The organism is Pseudarthrobacter sp. SORGH_AS 212, from assembly GCF_030818145.1.
Lineage (GTDB): Bacteria > Actinomycetota > Actinomycetes > Actinomycetales > Micrococcaceae > Arthrobacter.
On sequence record NZ_JAUTAA010000001.1, the window covers coordinates 813,195 to 831,070 of the forward strand.

Here is a 17,876-nt window from a genome sequence, read left to right on the forward strand (position 1 = left end):
AGCCCACTACCGTTTTCGAGAGGAGCGCCGTGGCTTCCGTATTTGTGCAGGCTGACGACTTCTCCGGAGCCGCCGAGGTTGGCTGCTGCTTTGTGGAGCACGGCCTGTCCGCGCAGGTTTCCCTGGGCACGGGCATGGTTTCCGGAACGTACGACGGCGTCGCTTCCGCGGGTGCGCCGGTCACCGACGTGGTGGTCATCGATACGCACTCCCGCGGGTTGTCCGGCAGCGACGCCGAAGCACTGGTGAAAGACGCATTCTCCGCACCCGCCGCGTCCGGCGCGCAGGTGATGTTCAAGAAGATGGACTCCCTGTGGCGCGGCAACATCAGCGCCGAGACCGCCGCGCTGGCGGGCCTCGGCCATCACGTTGTGGTTGCGGGGGCACTCCCCCAGCTGCAGCGCACAGTGCGCGCCGGCCGCCCGTTGGTTGCCGGTTCTCCCCTGGCGGAGACGGACCTGTGGCAGGCGGAGGCTTCGGCCCCGCCGGTGGACATTCCGTCACTCCTCCGCCCGGAAGAACCGGCATCGGTGCAGTCCCTGGATTTGGAGGCGGTGCGGTCAAGCAGCGTGCCGTCCCGCCTGGCCGGGCTGCTGGACGGCCGGCCCGCGCTGGTGGTGGCTGACGGTGAAACCGTGCAGGACCTGGAGCACGTGGTGGACGCCCTGCTGGAGCTGGGCTTCCAGACCGGCGGGCGCCGCATCGTGCTGGTGGGAACCGGCGGAGCGGCCGATGTCCTCGCACGGCGGCTCGGCACCAACACTGCGCGGAATGCGCACACTGTGGCAAGGGCGGACGCACCCGCTGCGGACCCGCAGGACGTGGACCGTCCGGTCCTAGCCGTCGTCGGCTCCGCCTCGAAGACGGCACAGGCCCAGCTGGCCCAGCTCGAAACCAAAGGCTTCACCGTGATCCGGCTGCACCCGCAGTACGCCGGCGCCACCGGCGCGTACGGGCCGCAGCTCGAGGAGGCCAAGCAGGCGCTTCGGAACGGCAGCAACGTGGCCGTCACGCTGGCGGCCGGCAGGGTGGACCCGGCGCGCGCGGCGAGCATCGTGCAGGCGCTGTCCGCGTTCGCGGCCCAGGCTGCGAAGGCAACCCCCGCGGACCTGATCCTCACCGGCGGTGAGACGGCCAGGGAAGTCCTGGACGCCGTCGGCCGCTCCAGCCTGGTGCCGCTCGCGGCGGTGCAGCACGGGGCCGTGCTGAGCCGCGCCGACGACGGGACGCTGGTGGGCACCAAGCCCGGCAGCTTCGGCGATGACCTGGCCCTCCTGCAGCTGTATGACGAAATCCGGGAGCGCCGCGGCCAGTCCGCAGGTGCTCCCGCCAACACCCTTCCCCGCAAGACTTCCGAACAATCTGGAGCAACAATGACTGACGCAGCAACCAAGAACCAGCTTCCCTACGTGGCCGTGACCATGGGCGATGGCGCCGGAGTGGGCCCCGAGGTGGTGGTGGCCGCCGCGCTGGATCCGCAGAGCAACGCCGAATGCCGTCCCGTGGTGATCGGTGACGCGCTGAGGCTGCGCCAGGCCGCCGACGTGCTGGGCATCAAGGCGGACATCCAGGTGATCACGGACGTGGAGGACGCGGTGTTCACGCCGGGCCGGGTGAACGTGATCGACCTGGCGCTGCTGCCGGAGGACCTGCCGTGGGGCAAGCTCTCCCCCGTGGCCGGGCACGCCGCGTACGAGTACATCCGGGTGGCCAGCGAGCTGGCCATGGCCGGGAAGGTGCAGGCCATCTGCACCGCGCCGCTGAACAAGGAGGCGCTGCACGCCGCCGGGCACATCTTCCCCGGGCACACCGAGCTGCTGGCGCACCTGACGGGCACGGAGGAAGTGTCCATGATGCTGTCCACGCCCAAGATCCGGGTGATCCACGTGACCACGCACATCGGGCTGATGGATGCCGTCCGCAAGATCAACCCGGACCTGGTGGAGCGCACCATCCGGCGCGGCCACGAGGCGCTGGTCCGCGCGGGCATTCCGAACCCCAAGATCGGCGTGTGCGCCATCAACCCGCACGCGGGCGAGAACGGCCTGTTCGGCCAGGGCGAGGAAGCGGAGAAGATCGAGCCGGGTGTGAAGGCGGCGCAGGCAGCAGGCATCAACGCGGTGGGCCCGCTGCCGGCGGACACGCTGTTCTTCCTGGCCGGGCGGGGCGATTACGACCTGGTGGTGGCCATGTACCACGATCAGGGGCACGGGCCGGTGAAGGTGCTGGGCATCGAAGCCGGCGTGAACATCACGGTGGGCCTGCCGGTGATCCGCACGTCCGTGGACCACGGCACCGCGTTCGATATTGCCGGCAAGGCGATCGCCGATTCCCGGTCCATGGTGGAGGCGCTGCACCAGGCAGCGGAGATGGCCACCCGGCCGGCCGTGGCCGTGTAGGCGTTGCTGCGGGGACTGGGCGGGAGCCGGAACTAGCATGGGTATCACTGCCACCGCCATGCCCACGGGAAGGAGACCGGGAATGCTCAGCGCAAACGCGCGGCGCGAGGAGATCTACCACCTTGCCGTGACCACCGGCCTGGCGTCCGTGGAGGAACTCTCGGCCCGTTTCGAGGTGACCGCGTCCACCATCCGGCGGGACCTGGCGCTGCTGAACGGGCAGGGCCGGCTGGCCCGCACCTATGGCGGCGCGATGGCGCTGGGTGCGCATCCGGAGGCGTCGCTGCGGCAGCGCACGGGTGAGGCGTTCGAGCAGAAACATGCGATCGCCCGCTGGGCGGCGTCCGTGATCCAGCCCGGGGAGAACATCCTGCTCGACGCCGGTTCCACCGCGGGTGCCCTGGCCCACGAGCTGCGCGGGTCCGGTCCCCTGTCGGTGACGACGCCGGGCATCAACACGCTGCAGGAACTCTCCGATTGCGAGGGCATCGAGGTGGACTGCCTAGGCGGCCGGCTGCGGAGCGTTTCGCAGAGTTTCGTTGGCCCCTTGGCCGAGGCTGCGCTGGAGCGGATGAGTTTCGACCGGGTGTTCCTGGGCGCGGACGCCGTCACCGCCGAGGACGGCATCTGCGAAGCTGACCACGCCCAGACCCGCCTCAAGGAGCTCATGGCCCGGCGCGGGCGTTCGGTTTATGTTTTGGCGGACTCGTCAAAGCTCGGGCTCAGGCCGTTCCATGCTTGGGCCCGTTTGGCGTTGCCCTGGGCCCTGGTGACGGACGACGGCGCCGACCCCGCCCAGGTGCAGAAGTTCCGGGACGCGGGGGTACAGGTTGAGGTGGCCGCGGTCTAACAGCTGTGGGGCCCGCAGGTTCTACCCGGCGCGGCATCACGGCGATCAGGGCCTGTTCACCATCGGCTCTTCTTGATGGGCTGTGACTGCGTGTAGGACTCAGGAAGCTTGGTTTTGGCACTCATGATTTTGAGCGGATCAGGTGATCCCCGGCGGAGGCGCTCTTTTCGAGCGCGGTAAACAACCACCGATTCCCAGATAAGGTACGCCGCGCCGAGGGCCATCAGCAAGGCACCGAACAGGGTAGCCCATTGCGCCTTGGCCGTCCCCACTGGATTGGTGATGGCGACGTACATGCAAAGGCCGAACATCGGCACCAGAAACACCAGTCCGGGCAGGTTCTGCCACCACCGTGTGCTTCCGTTCGGCGGGCCTCCCAATTCCGTTTTGGTGTAGCTGTGAAGCATCCCGTCCTTGGTCAAATACAGGACCCGTTTCTCACCTCGGGCAAGTGCCGCTTGGTGCTCGGCATGCACCGCATCATCGTGTTCCTGGTGCCTGCTGACCGACATGGTTCCCCCCAATTTGTCATTCTTTGGCCTTTCCACGAATAGCTTATGGGCTGTGGTCTCCCCCCTCTTCGGGATTCGCGCGGCTGGGCGAGGTCGGAGCAAGCTGAGGCGGCTGCGAGAACTCTTTTGTTTTTGGGAGAGCGGGCTACCGATTGGGATTGGTACGCGCGTAACCCCCAACTTCCAGATGTGAGTATCAATTACTCGTGATGGCGAGTACGGGCCCACATAAGCTCCAAGTCCTTGCCGTTAGGGACCTGTCCCGTCACTTGGGGGCGTTTTCTTTTGAGGACTCCAATTGCTCGTAATCCTGTCTGGAACGGCAGCGCCGCCCCCGCACCCGCGAGACCGAAAACATCGGAAGTACAAGATTCCCGGAAGACGAAGCCATGGCTACCACTGATTCTCAGAAGAAGGTCCCCCGGGCGGCGGGCACATTGTTCGTCGTAAGCGCCCTCGCGTTCGCTGCGGCAGCAACTACCCTGTCGGTCACCTTCGACTGGCCGGACATCCTGCGGGAACCGGCCAGCGTTGTGCTGCCCGCCTTCGACGCCGGCGGCGCCGGTCTGGTCTGGACGTGGTTCGCCACGGCCTGGACCTACGGACTCCTGGCCATCCCGATCCTGCTGTTGCCTGCGGCGCTGGGCTTCCGCGATCGGCCTGCCATGCAGGTGGCCACTTACGCCGGCGCCGCCTCGGTGGTCCTGTCCCTGATCGGGTTCCTGCGCTGGGTCTTCGTGGTCCCGCCACTTGCCACCTCCTACGTCACCGGGGATTCCACCACAAAAGCTGCCGTGGATGCCGCATGGACGGCCCAGCACCAGTTCGGCGGAGCGCTGCTGGGAGAACATCTGGGCCAACTGCTGGTCATTGGCTGGTCCGTTGCCGTCAGCGTGCTGATCCTGCGCACCAGGGTGCTCCCCCGCTGGCTCGGCGCGGTGGGGATCGTCGTCAGCTTCCTTTACTTACTGAACCAAGGCGACATCCTCGCAACCGCAATTCCCGGATTCCCGGTCTGGGACCTGGCGGGCCTCCTCGGCAGTACCGGATGGGGACTTTGGGTAGCCGCACTTGGCGTGTGCGTCCTGCTCCGTTCCGCCCGCCGTACAAGCCGGGGTTGAGTTTGTTCTCAACCTGGTCATTCCCTATGTTGGGCCAGGTGTTGTCCGATCCCTGAGTGCCGGGCGCCTCGAGGACCTGCTGCAGCCCGGTGACGGGGATGTCGGGAAACTCTGCGCGCCCCGGCCCGAATCGGAACCCGGCTGCCCCGGATTCTTCCCAGACGGCCGCCCCTGCAATCCTGGCAAGAAACGGCGAAACCGGGCGCGCGGCCACGGACAACAACCGAATGGCGGCGACTGGAATCCGTTGAACGGATCCGTGCCCGGCGCGGGCAAGCACCGCCTCCGCCACTTCATTCGCCGTGAGTGTCTGCGAGCCCCATTCGATGACGCGGTTCCGAAGCGCAGGGTCACGGAGGGCACGGACCACGACGGCGGCCGCGTCCCGGACCGAGGTATAGGTCACGAGGGCGGACCCCGAGCCAAACACGGGCAGCTTGCCCTTCGACTCAAGCGGCGTCCTCATGATCTCTAGTCGCTGTTCCAGGAGCGAGCCGATCCGGACAATCGACCAGTCCATGCCGGATGAGCGGACCGCGTCCTCCGCAGCCGCCTTGCAGCGGAGAAAATCAATGGGCCCGTCAGCGGCCGCACCGGGCATGGACATCATCACCACGTGCCGCACTCCGGCGGCGGCTGCGGCGCGGACCAGCCGGATGGCGCCGTCGCGGTCAACAGCGCGCGGATTGGAGTCCTTGATCCCAAACCCCGAAGCCGTGAACACCACCCCACTGCAGCCGGCCACCGCTTGCCGGCAGTCCGCGTCGGAGCCGAGGTCGCCGCGGAGGAGTTCGACGCCGTCGCCCATCTTTTGCAGGAAAGGCTGGGACTCGCCCCGGGCCATGATGCGGACTTGGTGCCCGGCGGCGAGGAGCAGGGGAACCACCGCGCGGCCCAGGCGGCCTGTGCCGCCCACCACCAGGATCATGGCCGGTCACCTCCAACTGCCCCCTGGACTGCCTCACTAACGGCTTGGTTCACGTCGCCGGAGTCATGATCCACGGGTTCAAGGTAGAACTGGGCCGCGGCGATCCTCTCGTTGCGGAGGGTGAAGATGGCCACCCCCGCGGCGCACTGCACGGACCCGTCCGGCCGGGTGCCCCGGTTGCTCCATTCCATCCAGAGTTTGCCGTCCGGGCCGGTGGCCGCGTCATGGACGGTGAGGGTGAGGTCCGGCAGGCCGGCGAAGAGCGCCGTCCAGTTCTTCCGGACCTGGGCCGAGCCCGTGAAACTGCGGGCCGGGTGGACGGGGGTGGTGTTCCGGTAATCCTCCGCGAACTCGGACATCATGCCCTCAAGGTCATGGCGGTTGGCTGCGGTCAGCATGCGCCGCACCGGGCCTTCTGGGACGCGCTCGATTCCTGAAGCGTCCATATTCTGCTCCTTAGGTTCCGTCGCGTGAGGCGGAGAGGCTGGTACGCTTTTGATACAGCCAGCTGTATTTAACTGACACTAGGAGTGTAGGCCCGATGGGATCCGCGGTCAACGGTGCGCCACCCCGCCCCCGCAGCTACAACGCCCGGCGCCGGCAGGAAGCGGCCGAGGAGTCCCGGATGCGGGTACTGGCCCAATCGCGCGAGCTGTTTCTGGCCCACGGTTACGGCCGGACCACCATCGCCGCCATCGCCCACGCGGCCGGCGTCTCCAAGGAATCCGTGTACAAGGGGTTCGGTGGAAAGCCCGGGCTGGTGCGGGCCATCTACGAGCAAAGCCTGCTGGGAGCCGACGGCCCGCCGGCGGAAGAGCGGTCGGACCACGCGCAGACCACGGTCACGGATCCCCGCAAACTCATGGAGCAGTTCGGCCTGTTCATCGCAGAGGTCAGTCCGCTGGGCTCCCCCGTCTACCTCCTCATCCGGGACGCCGCGGCGAGCGGGGACCAGGACATGGCCGCGCTCCTGCGAGACGTGGACGGCGAGCGGTACCAGCGCATGCTGCACAACGCGCGCCAGGTGCTCGGACGGGGATTCCTGCGGCCGGGCCTGACGGCGGAGGAGGTGGCCGATGTCTTCTTCATGAGCACCTCGGCCGCGCTCTACGAGACCCTGGTCCTCAAGCGAGGCTGGAGCGGGGAGCGCTTCGGGCGCTTCATGGCCCGGACGCTGGCGGCCAACCTCCTTCCGGAGGACTGAAGGAGGCGGGCGGGACGGACGACGGCGCCGCCCGGGCAGGTGCAGAAGTTTTGGGACGCAGGGGTTCAGGTTGAGGTGGCCCACTTGGGGCTGCCAGGGCATTTGCAGCCGCCGACCCCTATGTCACCTATGGCGTCGTGACGTCGTGGACTGCCAGCCCGTGGACAACGGTGCTGGGAAATGACGCGGCCACACCCGTTCACCCCTAGGTCGCTGCCGCTGCCGCTGTGTTTTCCTTGCTACCGCTCACCCTCCCCCGCCTTCGACAGCGTGAATATCCCGTAGCGCATCGCACCGGTGCGGTATGCCAGGATCATGCGAGGAATACTCAGCGCAAAAAGATTGCGTGCGCCGAAGGCCAGGCGGCGGATCTCACGATCGACGAGTAAGGCCTTCACGAGCCGTCCGGCGCAGATTGGCCACGTGCGGGCGACGCGGTGGCTGACGTCCTCGTAGCCGGTCACCGTGAAGCCAGCCGCCGTCGCCATCGCCTCATATTCCTCGCGCGTGCCCAGGGACGGCAGGCGACCTTCGCGGCAGATCGGCTCGAGCAGGTGGCGGACCTTCCAGCCGCTGGCACCGGTCTCGGCGAGCCACGCGCAGATGACAAAGCGTCCGCCGGGCGCCAGCACGCGGTGCGCCTCGGCGAAGAACCTGGGCTTGTCCACCATGTGCTCGCTGGACTCGATCGCCCAGGCGGCGTCGGCCGAGGCGCCGGCCAGCCTGTTGTCGAGCCAATTCCGGACCTGGATGTCCACGCCCGGCACGGGATGGCCGGCAGCGTAGTGGGCCTGCTCAGCCGAAAGCGTGAAGCCGGTGACGCGGACTCCGCGCGTGACGGCGAGGCGCCGTGCGGTGGAGCCGTAGCCGCAGCCAATGTCGACACACGTCTGGCCGGCTCCAAGGCCCAGCCTCTCCCCGACCGTGTCCACCAGCGCCTCGACGGCCTCGCCGGGTGTCTCGCGGCCCGTCTCCCAGAGCCCGTGATGGACATGCTCGCCCCACACTTTGCGGTAGATGGGATCGAGTTCGTCGTAGTGATCCGCTACCGCCACGGCGTTCTGGGAAATATCGGGGACGATCACGCCATGACACTACAACGGCGCTCCAGCACGAAGGAAGGGTCAGGTCTGGCCGCCCCGTCAGCAACTCCCCTTGTCCAACAAACCCGTCACACCGGTAGGCTGGAATCCCGGATCAACCACAACAAGAGCGAGGCCCAACGTGCACCAGGACGCCGCCCGGTTCCTGTCCCACCCAGTGGCCGCCCAGCCCGGTTCCCCGCTGCGCGTGGCAGTGTATTCGCGCATCGCCGAGGCCATCCGCAACGGGCTCCTCACCCCCGGCTCCATGATCCCCACCGAGACCGAGCTCGGCGCGGACATGAAGGTCAGCCGCACCGTGGTCCGCGAAGCGCTGATGCTCCTCGAGGAGGACGGCCTGATCCGGGCCCGCCGCGGCGTTGGACGCTTCGTCTCGGACACCCTGCCCCGCATCGGCGTCGAACGCATCCGGCCCTTTGAGGACGTCCTCGCCGCGCCCGGGCAGGCGCTCGAGGTCAAGCGCACGCAGGCCCTTCGCCAGGCCGCCTCCGAATTCGTGGCCCCCGGCATCGGCGTCGAGCCCGGAACCGAATGCTGGCTCTGGGAATCCGTCCTTATCCGTGACGGCGAGGCCATCGCCCACCTGCAGGAAAACGTCACGGCCCAGCCGGTCAGCTTCGACAGAACCGCTGCCGCGCCCCTTGAGATAGAGGACGACGGCGGCGCCACCCTGCTTGCCACGCTCAACAACCAGCTGGGCCGGCTCGCCGGTCCCGGCGAGTGCCAGATTAGCCTCAGCCAGGTAGGCCCCAGCCGCGCTAAGCTGCTGGACCTTCGACCGTCGGACCCGGTATTGGTCCTGACGCAGTACGTCCGGCACGGCAACCGGCCTTTCTACCTGGCCAAGTGCCTGGTATCGGCGCGGGCGGGGCATCTCTCGGTGATGCAGCAGTTCCAGTCATAATTCCGCTTCTGCACGGGTAGGGCCCGAGCGACCGGGCCCGTACTGATGCACTCCCGGCTAGGTCCATGTTCGCATCTCGAACGGAAGTGCGTTATAAGAACCGAACGAGTATCCTCGTCTCCGGAACAAATGCCGTGCGTCACTCATCTACGTGATGCAGTTCTCGGCGGCAGTGGTCCGGCTTCTTTCTAATCGATGAGGATTACATGACAACTTCCCCTTCCTCCCGCGCATCACGGTGGCCCATTTGGCTCTGCTGGCTGGCCATGGTCCTGGACGGTTTTGACCTGGTGGTGCTCGGTACCGTCATTCCCACACTTATCAAGTCAGGCGAACTTGGCTTTGACGCTGTTGGGGCAACCCTGGTTGCCACCATCTCCCTGGTAGGCGTCGGCGCCGGGGCACTGTTCATCGCTCCGCTGTCAGACCGCTTCGGGAGAAGAAAACTGATGGTCGCCTGCGTGCTCTGGTTCTCGCTTTTCACCCTCGCGGTGGCGTGGGCCCCCAACGTGGCCATGTTCGGCGTCTTCCGCTTCCTGGCCGGGATCGGATTGGGCGCCTGCCTTCCGGTTGCCCTCGCCTACATGAACGATTACGCGCCGGCAGGAACAGCCGGCAAGTCCACCACCCGCACCATGACCGGCTACCACGTAGGTGCGGTGGCAACTGCGTTCCTGGCCATCATGGTCATCCCGGACTGGCGGATCATGTTCGTCGTCGGCGGCGTTGCGGGCCTGGCCCTGGCGCCGTTCCTGTGGTTCAAGCTGCCGGAGACCCTGCCGGCCGCACAGATCACCCAGAACGCACCGACCACCCAAAAGGCGGAGCAGACCGGCTTCCGGGACCTGGCGAAAAAGCCCTACCCATTGGTCGCCGCGGCAATCGCCGCCGCCTCCTTCATGGGCCTGCTGCTGGTTTACGGCCTGAACACCTGGCTCCCCCAGCTCATGGCCTCCGCCGGGTATCCGGTCAGCGCGGGCCTGTCCCTGCTCCTGGTGCTGAACCTCGGAGCCGTCGCGGGCCTCATTATTGCCGGCATCCTGGCGGACAAGCACGGCACCAAACCCATCGTGCTGCTCTGGTTCGGACTCTCCGCGGCCTGCCTTGCCCTGCTAAGCATCAAGGTTGACAACGCCATCCTGCTCAACGCCCTCGTCTTCGTCACCGGCGTCTTCGTGTTCAGCGCCCAGGTGCTCGTGTACGCCTGGGTCAGCCAGCTCTTCCCGGCCCGGCTGCGCGCAACCGCCCTCGGTTTCGCCGCCGGCGTGGGCCGCGTCGGCGCCATCGCGGGACCCGCGGTGACCGGCGGCCTGGTGGCAGCAGGCATCGCCTACCCGTGGGGCGTCTACGCCTTCGCAGCAGCCGGCGCCCTCGCGGTGCTTGCCCTGGTGGCGGTCCCGCACGCTATCGCCGCCACGCGGACGGCCGAGGAACACGCGAACTGAAGCTGAGCTGCCAAGGCGAGTGCCGGCGTCGTATCTTTCGAGAGAAAGAACGACGCCGGCACTTGCTTGAAGTGCCCTGGCGGACATTAGCCCCGTTGCCCGGAGAAAGTCCGCGGCGACCACTCCGCACGGCCATGCCTACACTGCGGCGTCCATCCCGGCGGCCTGGCTGCTGTCGTACCCCAGCGCACGGCTGGCTTCGAGCCCCGCCTGGGCTACTACCGGCCCCAGCCGCTCAACGTCGGCGGGCCCAATCCGCTGGGTGGGGAAACCCAGTCCCACGGCGCACGCCAGCCGCCCGGTGTGGTCGAACACCGGCGCACTGATGGAACCCACATCCTCGTGGCGTTCCCCGAAAGCTGCGAAATATCCCTGCCGGCGGGCAACCGCCGCCTGTTCCCTGAGCGTCTCAACAGACACCGGTGTGTCAGGCGTAAAGCCCTGAAGACCCTGCTCATCCAGGGCATCCCAGGCCCCGGGGTCGAACGCCAGGAAGACCTTGCCGGGAGCGCCTGCGTGCAGCGGCATGACCATGCCCACCATGAACGGCCGCATCACCACGTGCCGCGTCTCGGCCACCGCAACGATCGTGCGGAACGCCCCGTCCCGGACATACAGGCACGCCGTTTCCCCGGTGTCATCCCGCAGCTGCTGCAGGACCGGCTTCACCAGCCGGACCACGTCCAGCCCGAACGTTCCCGGCGTGGCCCAGCGGACCAGCCCGATGCCGATCCGGTACCTGTCGCCGTCGCGGTCCAGGAATCCTTCACGGAGCATGTTCTGCACCAGGCGCTGGCAGGTGCTGGACGGCAGCCCCGTCTTGCGGATGATCTGCTGCAGCGTCGGCTCGGGCTCTGCCACTGAAAAACAGTCCAGGATCTCCGCCACCTTATGCAGGACCAAAAGGGGCGAAGCCCCGGCCCCGGGTTCCTTAACCACCGCTCAACCCCTTCAATCATGTTCCGCCGGCAGCCTCCAGCATAGTGAGCCGGAAGCAGGCTCAGGACGTGATCCACTTGACATCCCACCGGAGTGACCCACATCATGGGATCAGAACCCACTTTATGGGTTTCCCCCAATGTATCCCCATCACAACGACGTGGAGAATCCATGAGCACCCCCGCAATCACCTGTGAAACCGCCCCCGAGCCCAAGCGCCCCGGGATGAGCCGCGTGGGACTGATCGTCCCCAGCTCCAACACCACCATGGAGACCGAACTGCCGGAGCTGTTCCGGCGCCAGGCCGAAGCCACGGGCCACAAGTACACCTTCCACTCCGCCCGCGCCGGCATGAAGAAGGTCACCACGGAAGAACTGCTGGCCATGGTGGGCAAGGCAGCCCAGTGCGCCGAAGCAGTGTCCGACGCCGATGTGGACGTCATCGCCTACGCCTGCCTGGTGGCCGTCATGGCCCAGGGCCCCGAAGCCCACGAGGGCTCCGAGAAGGTCATCGCGGACGCCGCTACAGACAACGGCCACCCCGCCCCGGTCACCAGCAGCGCCGGCGCCCTGGTCCGCACCCTGCACGACATCGGCGCGCACAAGGTCGCCATGATCACCCCCTACATGAAGCCGCTGACCAAGATGGTGGTGGACTACATCGAGGGCTCGGGCATCACGGTGCTGGACGCCATCAGCCTCGAAGTGGCGGACAACCTCGAGGTCGGCTGCCTTGACCCGCAGAACCTTCCCGCACTGGCCCGCAGCCTGAAGCGCGAAGGCGCAGACGCCGTCGTGCTGTCCGCCTGCGTCCAGATGCCCTCCCTCGCCGCCGTCCAGACCGTGGAAGACGAGCTGGGACTCCCCGTCATCACGGCGGCCACAGCCACCACCTACGAGATCCTCAAGGCGCTCGGCCACACGCCCGCCATCACCGGCGCGGGCAGCCTGCTGTCCGGCGCCGGCGTCCTCACGCCGTCGAACGCGTAGGCGGTTGGCACCATGTCCCTCTCACTCATCGCGTTCCTGGTGCTGGTGGCGGCCTTCGCCGTCGGGTCCTTCACCAAGATCAACGCCGGGCTGCTCGCCACCGTCGCCGCGTTCGGCGTCGGCACCCTCCTGGCCGGCATGTCCATCAAGGACGTCATCGCACAGTTCCCCGCAGGGCTCTTCTTCATCCTGGTGGGCGCTACCCTGCTGTTCGCCATCGTCCGGATCAACGGCACCATAGACCTGCTGGCCTATTGGGCTGAACGGCTCGCCGGCGATCGGAAGATCCTGGTTCCCATCCTGATGTTCCTGCTGACTGCAGCGCTGGCCTCCGCCGGCGCGTTCACGCCGGCTGCCATTGCCATTGTTGCCCCGGTGGGCCTGGCGCTGGGCGCACGGTTTGGTATCAGCACCCTGGCCATGGGCCTGGTCATCGTCCAGGGTGCCAATGCGGGCGCATTCTCCCCCGTCAACCCGTTCGGCGTCCTGGGCAACAAGATGCTGGACGGCGCCGGCGCCTCGGACGGTTCGTTCAGGCTCTACGCGTACTGCTTCATCTTCAACGCCATCCTGGCCGTGATCGCCTACACCCTGGTGCAGGCCATCATGAAGCGGCGGGCAGCCAAGGCGGGCGCGCGTCACGCTGACGGCGGTGACAGTGCCCTGAAGAACGACGGCGGCGCTGACGCCACCGAAGGACCCGGCGTTGCAGGTTCCGGCGGGGCCGGAACGGCCGTGCTCACCGCACCGGCCTCGGTAACGACCGGCACCCGGACCCGTCCAGAGAAGGTGGCCGCAACCCCCATGCGGATCCTCACGCTGGCGGGCATCGCCTCCCTGCTGGTGCTCACCACCGTCCTGGGACTCGACGTGGGAGTTGCCTCGCTGGTCATCGCCGCGGTGCTGATCTGCCTGGACTCCAGCGTGCAGAAGCCCGCGGTTGAAAGCATGCCGTGGTCCGCCATCATCCTGGTCACCGGCATCGTCACCTACGTGGGCATGCTGGAAAAGATGGGTGCGCTAAAGGAGCTCCAGGAAGGCATCGCAGGCCTGGGCAACAGTTCCCTCGCGGCGCTGATCGCCAGCTACGTGGTGGCCATCGTTTCAGCGTTCGCCTCCACCACCGGAACCCTGGGCGTCATCAGCCCCGTGATCGAGCCCATCGCCATGGACCCGCTGCTCACCCCGGTGGGCGTGGTGACGGCGATCGCCATCAGCTCCTCCGTGGTTGATGTCAGCCCGATGTCCACCAGCGGCGCCCTGCTGATGGCCAGCGCCCAGCCCAAGGACGAGCGGATGTTCTTCCGTGCACTGCTGCTGTGGGCCATCGCGATGATCGGCATTGTGCCGCTCCTCGTCTGGTTCCTGTTCGTCCACCTGGGGATCGGCTAAGAGTTTAGGGTTGAAAAGGAAAAGGGACGTCCCCGCCGGACGTCCCTTTCCCTTTACCCTTACCGGCAAGCACCCCTACCGACTCCGAGGGCGGCCCGCCCCTACGCCTTGGGCCGGAAATGGCCCGGCCAGTCCTTCAGCCGGATCCGCGTCAGGTCCTGGACGTCGCCGAGCGTGCCCCACTCATCCAGCCCCAGCCGGGCCAGCGGCTCCAGCAAGTCGATCCGCGGGTGGCTCCCCTCCAGCACGGCATCGCTCACGGCGGCATGCGTTACTTCGCCGAACACCAGAGTCGAGTCCCCTATCGGCAGCACGGAATGGAGGCGGCATTCCAGCGCCACCGGTGATTCCTTGACCCGGGGCGCGGCCACGGTGAGGCTCGGCTCCCGGGTGAGGCCGGCGGCGTCGAACTCGCTGGTGTCCGGCGGGAAGTTGGTGCCGGTGGCATTCACCTCTTCAAGGAGCGCGGCCGGGGCCAGGTTGACCACAAATTCCCCGGAAGCCGTGATGTTGCGGAGCGAATCCTTCTCACCCACCGACGTGAACTGCACAATGGGCGGGTTGGTGGAAGCTACCGTGAAAAAGGAGTGCGGGGCCACGTTGTCAACGCCCTCCGGAGAAACGCTCGAAACCCACGCGATGGGCCGGGGCACCACCACCGCTGTCAGCAGTCGGTAGAAATCATGGCCGGACGTCGCCGTGGGACTGAAATCAGTTCGCATGCTGCCAGACTAACCGGCGCAGCAGCCAGGAAAGGACAGAGCATGATTTTCCAGCCGTACCGTTCACCATCCACCGGGCTCCCCGTGCGCGCCGTCCTGTTCGACACCTTCGGGACCGTGGTGGACTGGCGCACCGGCGTTGCACGAGAGGTGGCGGTGTTCGCCGCCGCACAGGACGTTGCCCTTGACGCGCAAGCCTTCGCCGACCACTGGCGGTCCCTCTACCAGCCGGCCATGCAAGCCATCCGCTCCGGACAACGCAGCTTCACCAAGCTGGACACCCTGCACCGCGAAAACCTCGATGAGGCCCTCCGGCAGCACGGCATCAACCCGGAACACGTACCCAGCGAGACCCTGGCGGAGTTGAACAAATCGTGGCACCGGCTGCCGGCGTGGCCGGACAGCGTGGAGGGCCTGGCAGCCATTCGGCGCCACTACATCGTGGGGCCGCTGTCCAATGGCAACACGTCACTGTTGCTGGACATGGCCAGGAATGCGGTCCTGCCGTGGGATGTGATCATCGGTTCTGACATGACGGGCACCTACAAACCCCTGCCCGAGGCGTACCTCCGGACGGCGGAGTTCCTGGACCTGGAGCCCGGTGAGGTGATGCTCGCGGCTGCCCACAACAGCGACCTGCTGGCGGCCCGGGCGGCCGGGCTGGCCACGGCGTTCGTGGCCCGCCCCACCGAGCACGGCCCCGGCCAGGTGGCGGACCTGCATCCTGAAGGTGACTGGGACCTGGAGGCGTCAAGCATCACAGAATTGGCGGACCTGCTCGGGGCCTGAACCGTGAGCCCAGGTTCAGCCGGCGAGCGCAGGCACGGTTTCGCCGGGCTCGACCGCCGCAATCGTACGCTCCTCGAAGCCAAGCAGCGTCTCCACCAAGTGTGGGACGAAGTCCTCCTCGAGCGAGAGGACCACGCGGCACCGCGCGCCCGCGACCGGAGGGTAGCCCGCATACAGCCCCCGCAGGTCGCAGATGGTCTGCCCGCGGCCGGGCCCGTCGGAGGTGTCGACGGCGGCGCGCACCACGGGCGCAACAGCCGCCTTAACAGCACACACCGCGAGCGCCGCCGCCAAAGGATCGTGCATGGCGGAGCAGGGCCGGCCGTAAATGTCCTCGTAAAACCGGAAGTAGTAGCCGAGCATCTCCCCCAGCGCCTGCGCCACTGGCGAAGATGATGCCAGCAGCGACTGCCGGTGCGTCTCCTCCAGGACAGACGCCATGGTCACGTCCAGCGGCACCAGGGTTACGTCCCAGTCGGCGGCCAGCACCAGGGCGGCGGCCTCGGGGTCGTTGAAGATGTTGGCCTCGGCCACCGGGGTGATGTTCCCCGGGGCCAGGGCGGCCCCGCCCATCACCGTCACCGACTCCACCATCGATGGCAGGGCAGGCTCCAACCGGAGCGCCTCGGCAATGTTGGTCAGCGGCCCGATCGCCAGCACCTTCAACGTGCCCGGGTACAAACGTGCCAACCGGACCAGCATCTCGGCCGCGGACTCGGACGCAACGGAAGCAGCCGCCGTCGTAAGCGTTACCCCGCCGATCCCGTTCTCCCCATGCACCCACGGCGCCCCGCCGCCGAAGGAACCGGCAAGGGGCTCGTGCGCACCAAGGGCAACGGGAACGTGCGAAGAGCCGGCAAGCGCCAACAGGTCCAGGGTGTTGCGGGCGCCGGCGGCGGCGCTGACGTTGCCGCTGACCGTCCCGATGCCCTTCACGCAGGCAAAAGGGGAGGCCAGCAGGTAGGCCAGGGCGAGGGCGTCGTCGATGCCGGTGTCGCAGTCCAGGTAGAACGGGGAGGGTGTGGTCATGGTGGTTCTCCTACAGTAAAAAGGGGTTAGACGGTCTCGCCCTTGGGGGCGGCGACGAAGAGGCTGACGATGAACGCGGCGGCGGTGATGGCCACCGAGATCCAGATGGCGGTGGCGTACCCGGCGGCGGTGGCCTGGGCGGCGAACGGCGCCACGAGGACGACGCCAAGGCTCGCCCCGATGCCGAAGGAGGCGCCGTTGATGCCGGGCAGGGCAGCCGGGGCTTCCTTGGGTGAGAGGAGCACCGAGAGCCCGTTGATGGCGGTGAGGAAGAAGCCGTTGTAGAAGATGCCCAGGGCGGCGACGGCGATCAGCACCGCCGTCTGGTTGTCGGAGAAGGTGGCGGCGGCGATGGCGCAGGCCAGGCTGAGCCCCGTGCCGAACCGGAGGGTCTTGATCCAGCCGCGCCGGTCGGCCAGCCATCCCGCCAAAGGCGCGGCAAACACGCCGATCAAAGCTGCGGGGGTGAGGAACAGCAGTGCCGAGATGGAGGCGGTGAGCCCGAAGCCGCCGTCGGGGTCCTGGCTGAGCAGCACCACGGTGAAGTTGATGATGGCGAAGATGCCGGCCAGGGTGAGGACGGTGGTGGCGATGACCGGCCACACCTGGCGGGAGCGCAGGTGGTGGACGGCGATCAGCGGGTGGCTGCGGCGTTTTTCGATGATCCAGAAGGCGGCGAAGGACGCGGCGGCGCCGGCCAGCAGGGCCAGCGTGGACGGTGCGGTCCAGCCGGCGGCCGAGCCGCCGGAGACGAAGTAGGTGGTGAACACCAGGAACAGCGAGAGGGAGCCGGCGCCCCACCAGTCCATGGCGCCGCGCACGCCGTGCGGCCGCGCGGCCGGGACGATTTTGATGATGCAGGCGGCGGCGATGGCGGTGAGGACCAGGACCACGGCGAAGATGGACCGGAAGCCGAGGGTCTCGGCCATCAGCCCGCCCACGTAGCCGTCCACGCCGCCCACTCCCCCGTTGATGGCGGCGATGATGCCCACGGAGGTGCCGAAGACCTTGGCGTGCAGGTTTTCGCTGAGCACGATGTAGGCGAGGGCGAAGACGGCGCTGGAGACGCCCTGCAGGAACCGGCCGGTGACCAGCAGCGGCAGGGTGGGGGCGGTGATGCAGAGGATGGTGCCGGCGCCCATGATGCCGAGGACCAGGAGCAGGGCGGCGCGGCGCGGCGGCCGATGAAGTCGCTCCACCGGCCGATCACGGGCCCTGCGATGGCGCCGGCCAGGAAGAACATGGACTGGACGGGGGCGGTGCTGTCGGCACCCTGGCCGAACTCGGCGGCGATCTGCGGCAGTGCGGGGGTGACCATGCTGGCGTTGAGCTGGAAGGACAGCACGCCGAGCAGCAGGGTGGAGATGAGCAGGGCGGCTCGGCGGCCGGCGAATGTGGCTTGGTCTTTGGGAAGTACGACGGCGGAGGCGGCTTCCGCGGACGGCGCGGCGGCCGCCGGGGTTGGGGTGTTCACATCAAACTCCTTTGTTCGGCAGGCGGGTCCTGCGCTTGGGATGTGAGTTGTTATACAACCATGTATGACGCACAA

The 17,876-nt window shown here is 67.5% G+C and carries 15 protein-coding genes and 2 pseudogenes; 9 read left to right on the plus strand and 8 right to left on the minus strand.

From position 1 onward, the window contains the following. Positions 1-29: 29 nt before the first annotated feature. Together pdxA and QE394_RS03605 are read left to right on the plus strand one after the other, a co-directional pair. Positions 30-2,399 (plus strand): 4-hydroxythreonine-4-phosphate dehydrogenase PdxA, encoded by a 2,370-nt coding sequence (pdxA, locus tag QE394_RS03600; protein ID WP_349033737.1) that lies wholly within the window; start codon positions 30-32, stop codon positions 2,397-2,399. Positions 2,400-2,481: 82 nt separating this feature from the next. Beyond that, a complete protein-coding gene (locus tag QE394_RS03605) occupies positions 2,482-3,249 on the plus strand; it encodes a DeoR/GlpR family DNA-binding transcription regulator (protein ID WP_349033738.1) in 768 nt (255 codons plus the stop codon). Positions 3,250-3,305: 56 nt separating this feature from the next. Here QE394_RS03605 and QE394_RS03610 read toward each other — a convergent pair whose 3' ends face one another. After that, the gene (locus tag QE394_RS03610; RefSeq protein WP_349033739.1) at positions 3,306-3,773 is read right to left on the minus strand and encodes a hypothetical protein; all 468 of its coding nucleotides are present in this window, start codon (positions 3,771-3,773) and stop codon (positions 3,306-3,308) included. Positions 3,774-4,150: 377 nt separating this feature from the next. Between QE394_RS03610 and QE394_RS03615 the strand changes: the two genes are divergently transcribed. Then, the gene (locus QE394_RS03615; RefSeq protein WP_349033740.1) at positions 4,151-4,882 is read left to right on the plus strand and encodes a DUF4386 domain-containing protein; all 732 of its coding nucleotides are present in this window, start codon (positions 4,151-4,153) and stop codon (positions 4,880-4,882) included. A 274-nt stretch (positions 4,883-5,156) separates the two neighbouring features. Here QE394_RS03615 and QE394_RS03620 read toward each other — a convergent pair. Beyond that, positions 5,157-5,810: pseudogene (locus tag QE394_RS03620) on the minus strand (NAD(P)H-binding protein); the annotation flags it as partial. Further along, positions 5,807-6,256, minus strand: coding sequence for a nuclear transport factor 2 family protein (locus QE394_RS03625; RefSeq protein ID WP_349033741.1), 450 nt, complete (start codon positions 6,254-6,256; stop codon positions 5,807-5,809). The gene QE394_RS03625 and the pseudogene QE394_RS03620, both read right to left, overlap by 4 nt. Positions 6,257-6,351: 95 nt before the next feature. Here QE394_RS03625 and QE394_RS03630 point away from each other — a divergent pair, with 95 nt between their 5' ends. Next, positions 6,352-7,014 (plus strand): TetR/AcrR family transcriptional regulator, encoded by a 663-nt coding sequence (locus QE394_RS03630; RefSeq protein ID WP_349033742.1) that lies wholly within the window; start codon positions 6,352-6,354, stop codon positions 7,012-7,014. Positions 7,015-7,253: 239 nt separating this feature from the next. Here QE394_RS03630 and QE394_RS03635 read toward each other — a convergent pair whose 3' ends face one another. Continuing rightward, complete coding sequence (locus tag QE394_RS03635) at positions 7,254-8,099, minus strand: class I SAM-dependent methyltransferase (protein WP_349033743.1); 846 nt, start codon at positions 8,097-8,099, stop codon at positions 7,254-7,256. Positions 8,100-8,238: 139 nt separating this feature from the next. On the opposite strand from QE394_RS03635, the gene QE394_RS03640 reads away from it, so the two are divergent. Together QE394_RS03640 and QE394_RS03645 are read left to right on the plus strand one after the other, a co-directional pair. After that, positions 8,239-9,021: a GntR family transcriptional regulator gene (locus QE394_RS03640; RefSeq protein ID WP_349033744.1), complete on the plus strand. Its 783-nt coding sequence runs from the start codon at positions 8,239-8,241 to the stop codon at positions 9,019-9,021. Positions 9,022-9,227: 206 nt separating this feature from the next. Beyond that, entirely contained in the window at positions 9,228-10,466 is a 1,239-nt protein-coding gene (locus QE394_RS03645; RefSeq protein ID WP_349033745.1) for an aromatic acid/H+ symport family MFS transporter, read from the plus strand. A 138-nt stretch (positions 10,467-10,604) separates the two neighbouring features. On the opposite strand, the gene QE394_RS03650 is transcribed toward QE394_RS03645, so the two are convergent. Then, positions 10,605-11,405: an IclR family transcriptional regulator gene (locus QE394_RS03650; RefSeq protein WP_349033746.1), complete on the minus strand. Its 801-nt coding sequence runs from the start codon at positions 11,403-11,405 to the stop codon at positions 10,605-10,607. A gap of 171 nt (positions 11,406-11,576) precedes the next feature. Here QE394_RS03650 and QE394_RS03655 point away from each other — a divergent pair, with 171 nt between their 5' ends. Together QE394_RS03655 and QE394_RS03660 are read left to right on the plus strand one after the other, a co-directional pair. Then, on the plus strand, positions 11,577-12,395 hold the full coding sequence (locus QE394_RS03655) for an Asp/Glu racemase (protein WP_349033747.1): 819 nt from the start codon (positions 11,577-11,579) through the stop codon (positions 12,393-12,395). 12 nt (positions 12,396-12,407) lie between these two features. Then, positions 12,408-13,787, plus strand: coding sequence for an SLC13 family permease (locus QE394_RS03660; protein WP_349033748.1), 1,380 nt, complete (start codon positions 12,408-12,410; stop codon positions 13,785-13,787). Between the two features lie 101 nt (positions 13,788-13,888). Here the strand turns inward: QE394_RS03660 and QE394_RS03665 are convergent, their stop codons facing one another. Beyond that, positions 13,889-14,509, minus strand: a complete 621-nt coding sequence (locus QE394_RS03665) for a flavin reductase family protein (RefSeq protein ID WP_349033749.1) — start codon at positions 14,507-14,509, stop codon at positions 13,889-13,891. 42 nt (positions 14,510-14,551) lie between these two features. Here QE394_RS03665 and QE394_RS03670 point away from each other — a divergent pair, with 42 nt between their 5' ends. Beyond that, positions 14,552-15,298 carry a haloacid dehalogenase type II gene (locus QE394_RS03670; protein ID WP_349033750.1) on the plus strand — a complete coding sequence of 249 codons (747 nt, stop codon included), beginning with the start codon at positions 14,552-14,554 and terminating at the stop codon, positions 15,296-15,298. Positions 15,299-15,313: 15 nt separating this feature from the next. Here QE394_RS03670 and QE394_RS03675 read toward each other — a convergent pair whose 3' ends face one another. After that, positions 15,314-16,327: a nucleoside hydrolase gene (locus QE394_RS03675; protein WP_349033751.1), complete on the minus strand. Its 1,014-nt coding sequence runs from the start codon at positions 16,325-16,327 to the stop codon at positions 15,314-15,316. 26 nt (positions 16,328-16,353) lie between these two features. After that, a pseudogene (locus tag QE394_RS03680) lies at positions 16,354-17,801 on the minus strand (MFS transporter). Between the last annotated feature and the right edge of the window lie 75 nt (positions 17,802-17,876).

Coding starts and splice junctions, on each gene's coding strand:
- QE394_RS03670 (WP_349033750.1), top strand. CDS start 14,552: ATGATTTTCCAGCCGTACCGTTCACCATCCACCGGGCTCCCCGTGCGC.
- QE394_RS03615 (WP_349033740.1), top strand. CDS start 4,151: ATGGCTACCACTGATTCTCAGAAGAAGGTCCCCCGGGCGGCGGGCACA.
- QE394_RS03655 (WP_349033747.1), top strand. CDS start 11,577: ATGAGCACCCCCGCAATCACCTGTGAAACCGCCCCCGAGCCCAAGCGC.
- QE394_RS03665 (WP_349033749.1), bottom strand. CDS start 14,509: ATGCGAACTGATTTCAGTCCCACGGCGACGTCCGGCCATGATTTCTAC.
- QE394_RS03605 (WP_349033738.1), top strand. CDS start 2,482: ATGCTCAGCGCAAACGCGCGGCGCGAGGAGATCTACCACCTTGCCGTG.
- QE394_RS03675 (WP_349033751.1), bottom strand. CDS start 16,327: ATGACCACACCCTCCCCGTTCTACCTGGACTGCGACACCGGCATCGAC.
- QE394_RS03625 (WP_349033741.1), bottom strand. CDS start 6,256: ATGGACGCTTCAGGAATCGAGCGCGTCCCAGAAGGCCCGGTGCGGCGC.
- QE394_RS03645 (WP_349033745.1), top strand. CDS start 9,228: ATGACAACTTCCCCTTCCTCCCGCGCATCACGGTGGCCCATTTGGCTC.
- QE394_RS03660 (WP_349033748.1), top strand. CDS start 12,408: ATGTCCCTCTCACTCATCGCGTTCCTGGTGCTGGTGGCGGCCTTCGCC.
- QE394_RS03630 (WP_349033742.1), top strand. CDS start 6,352: ATGGGATCCGCGGTCAACGGTGCGCCACCCCGCCCCCGCAGCTACAAC.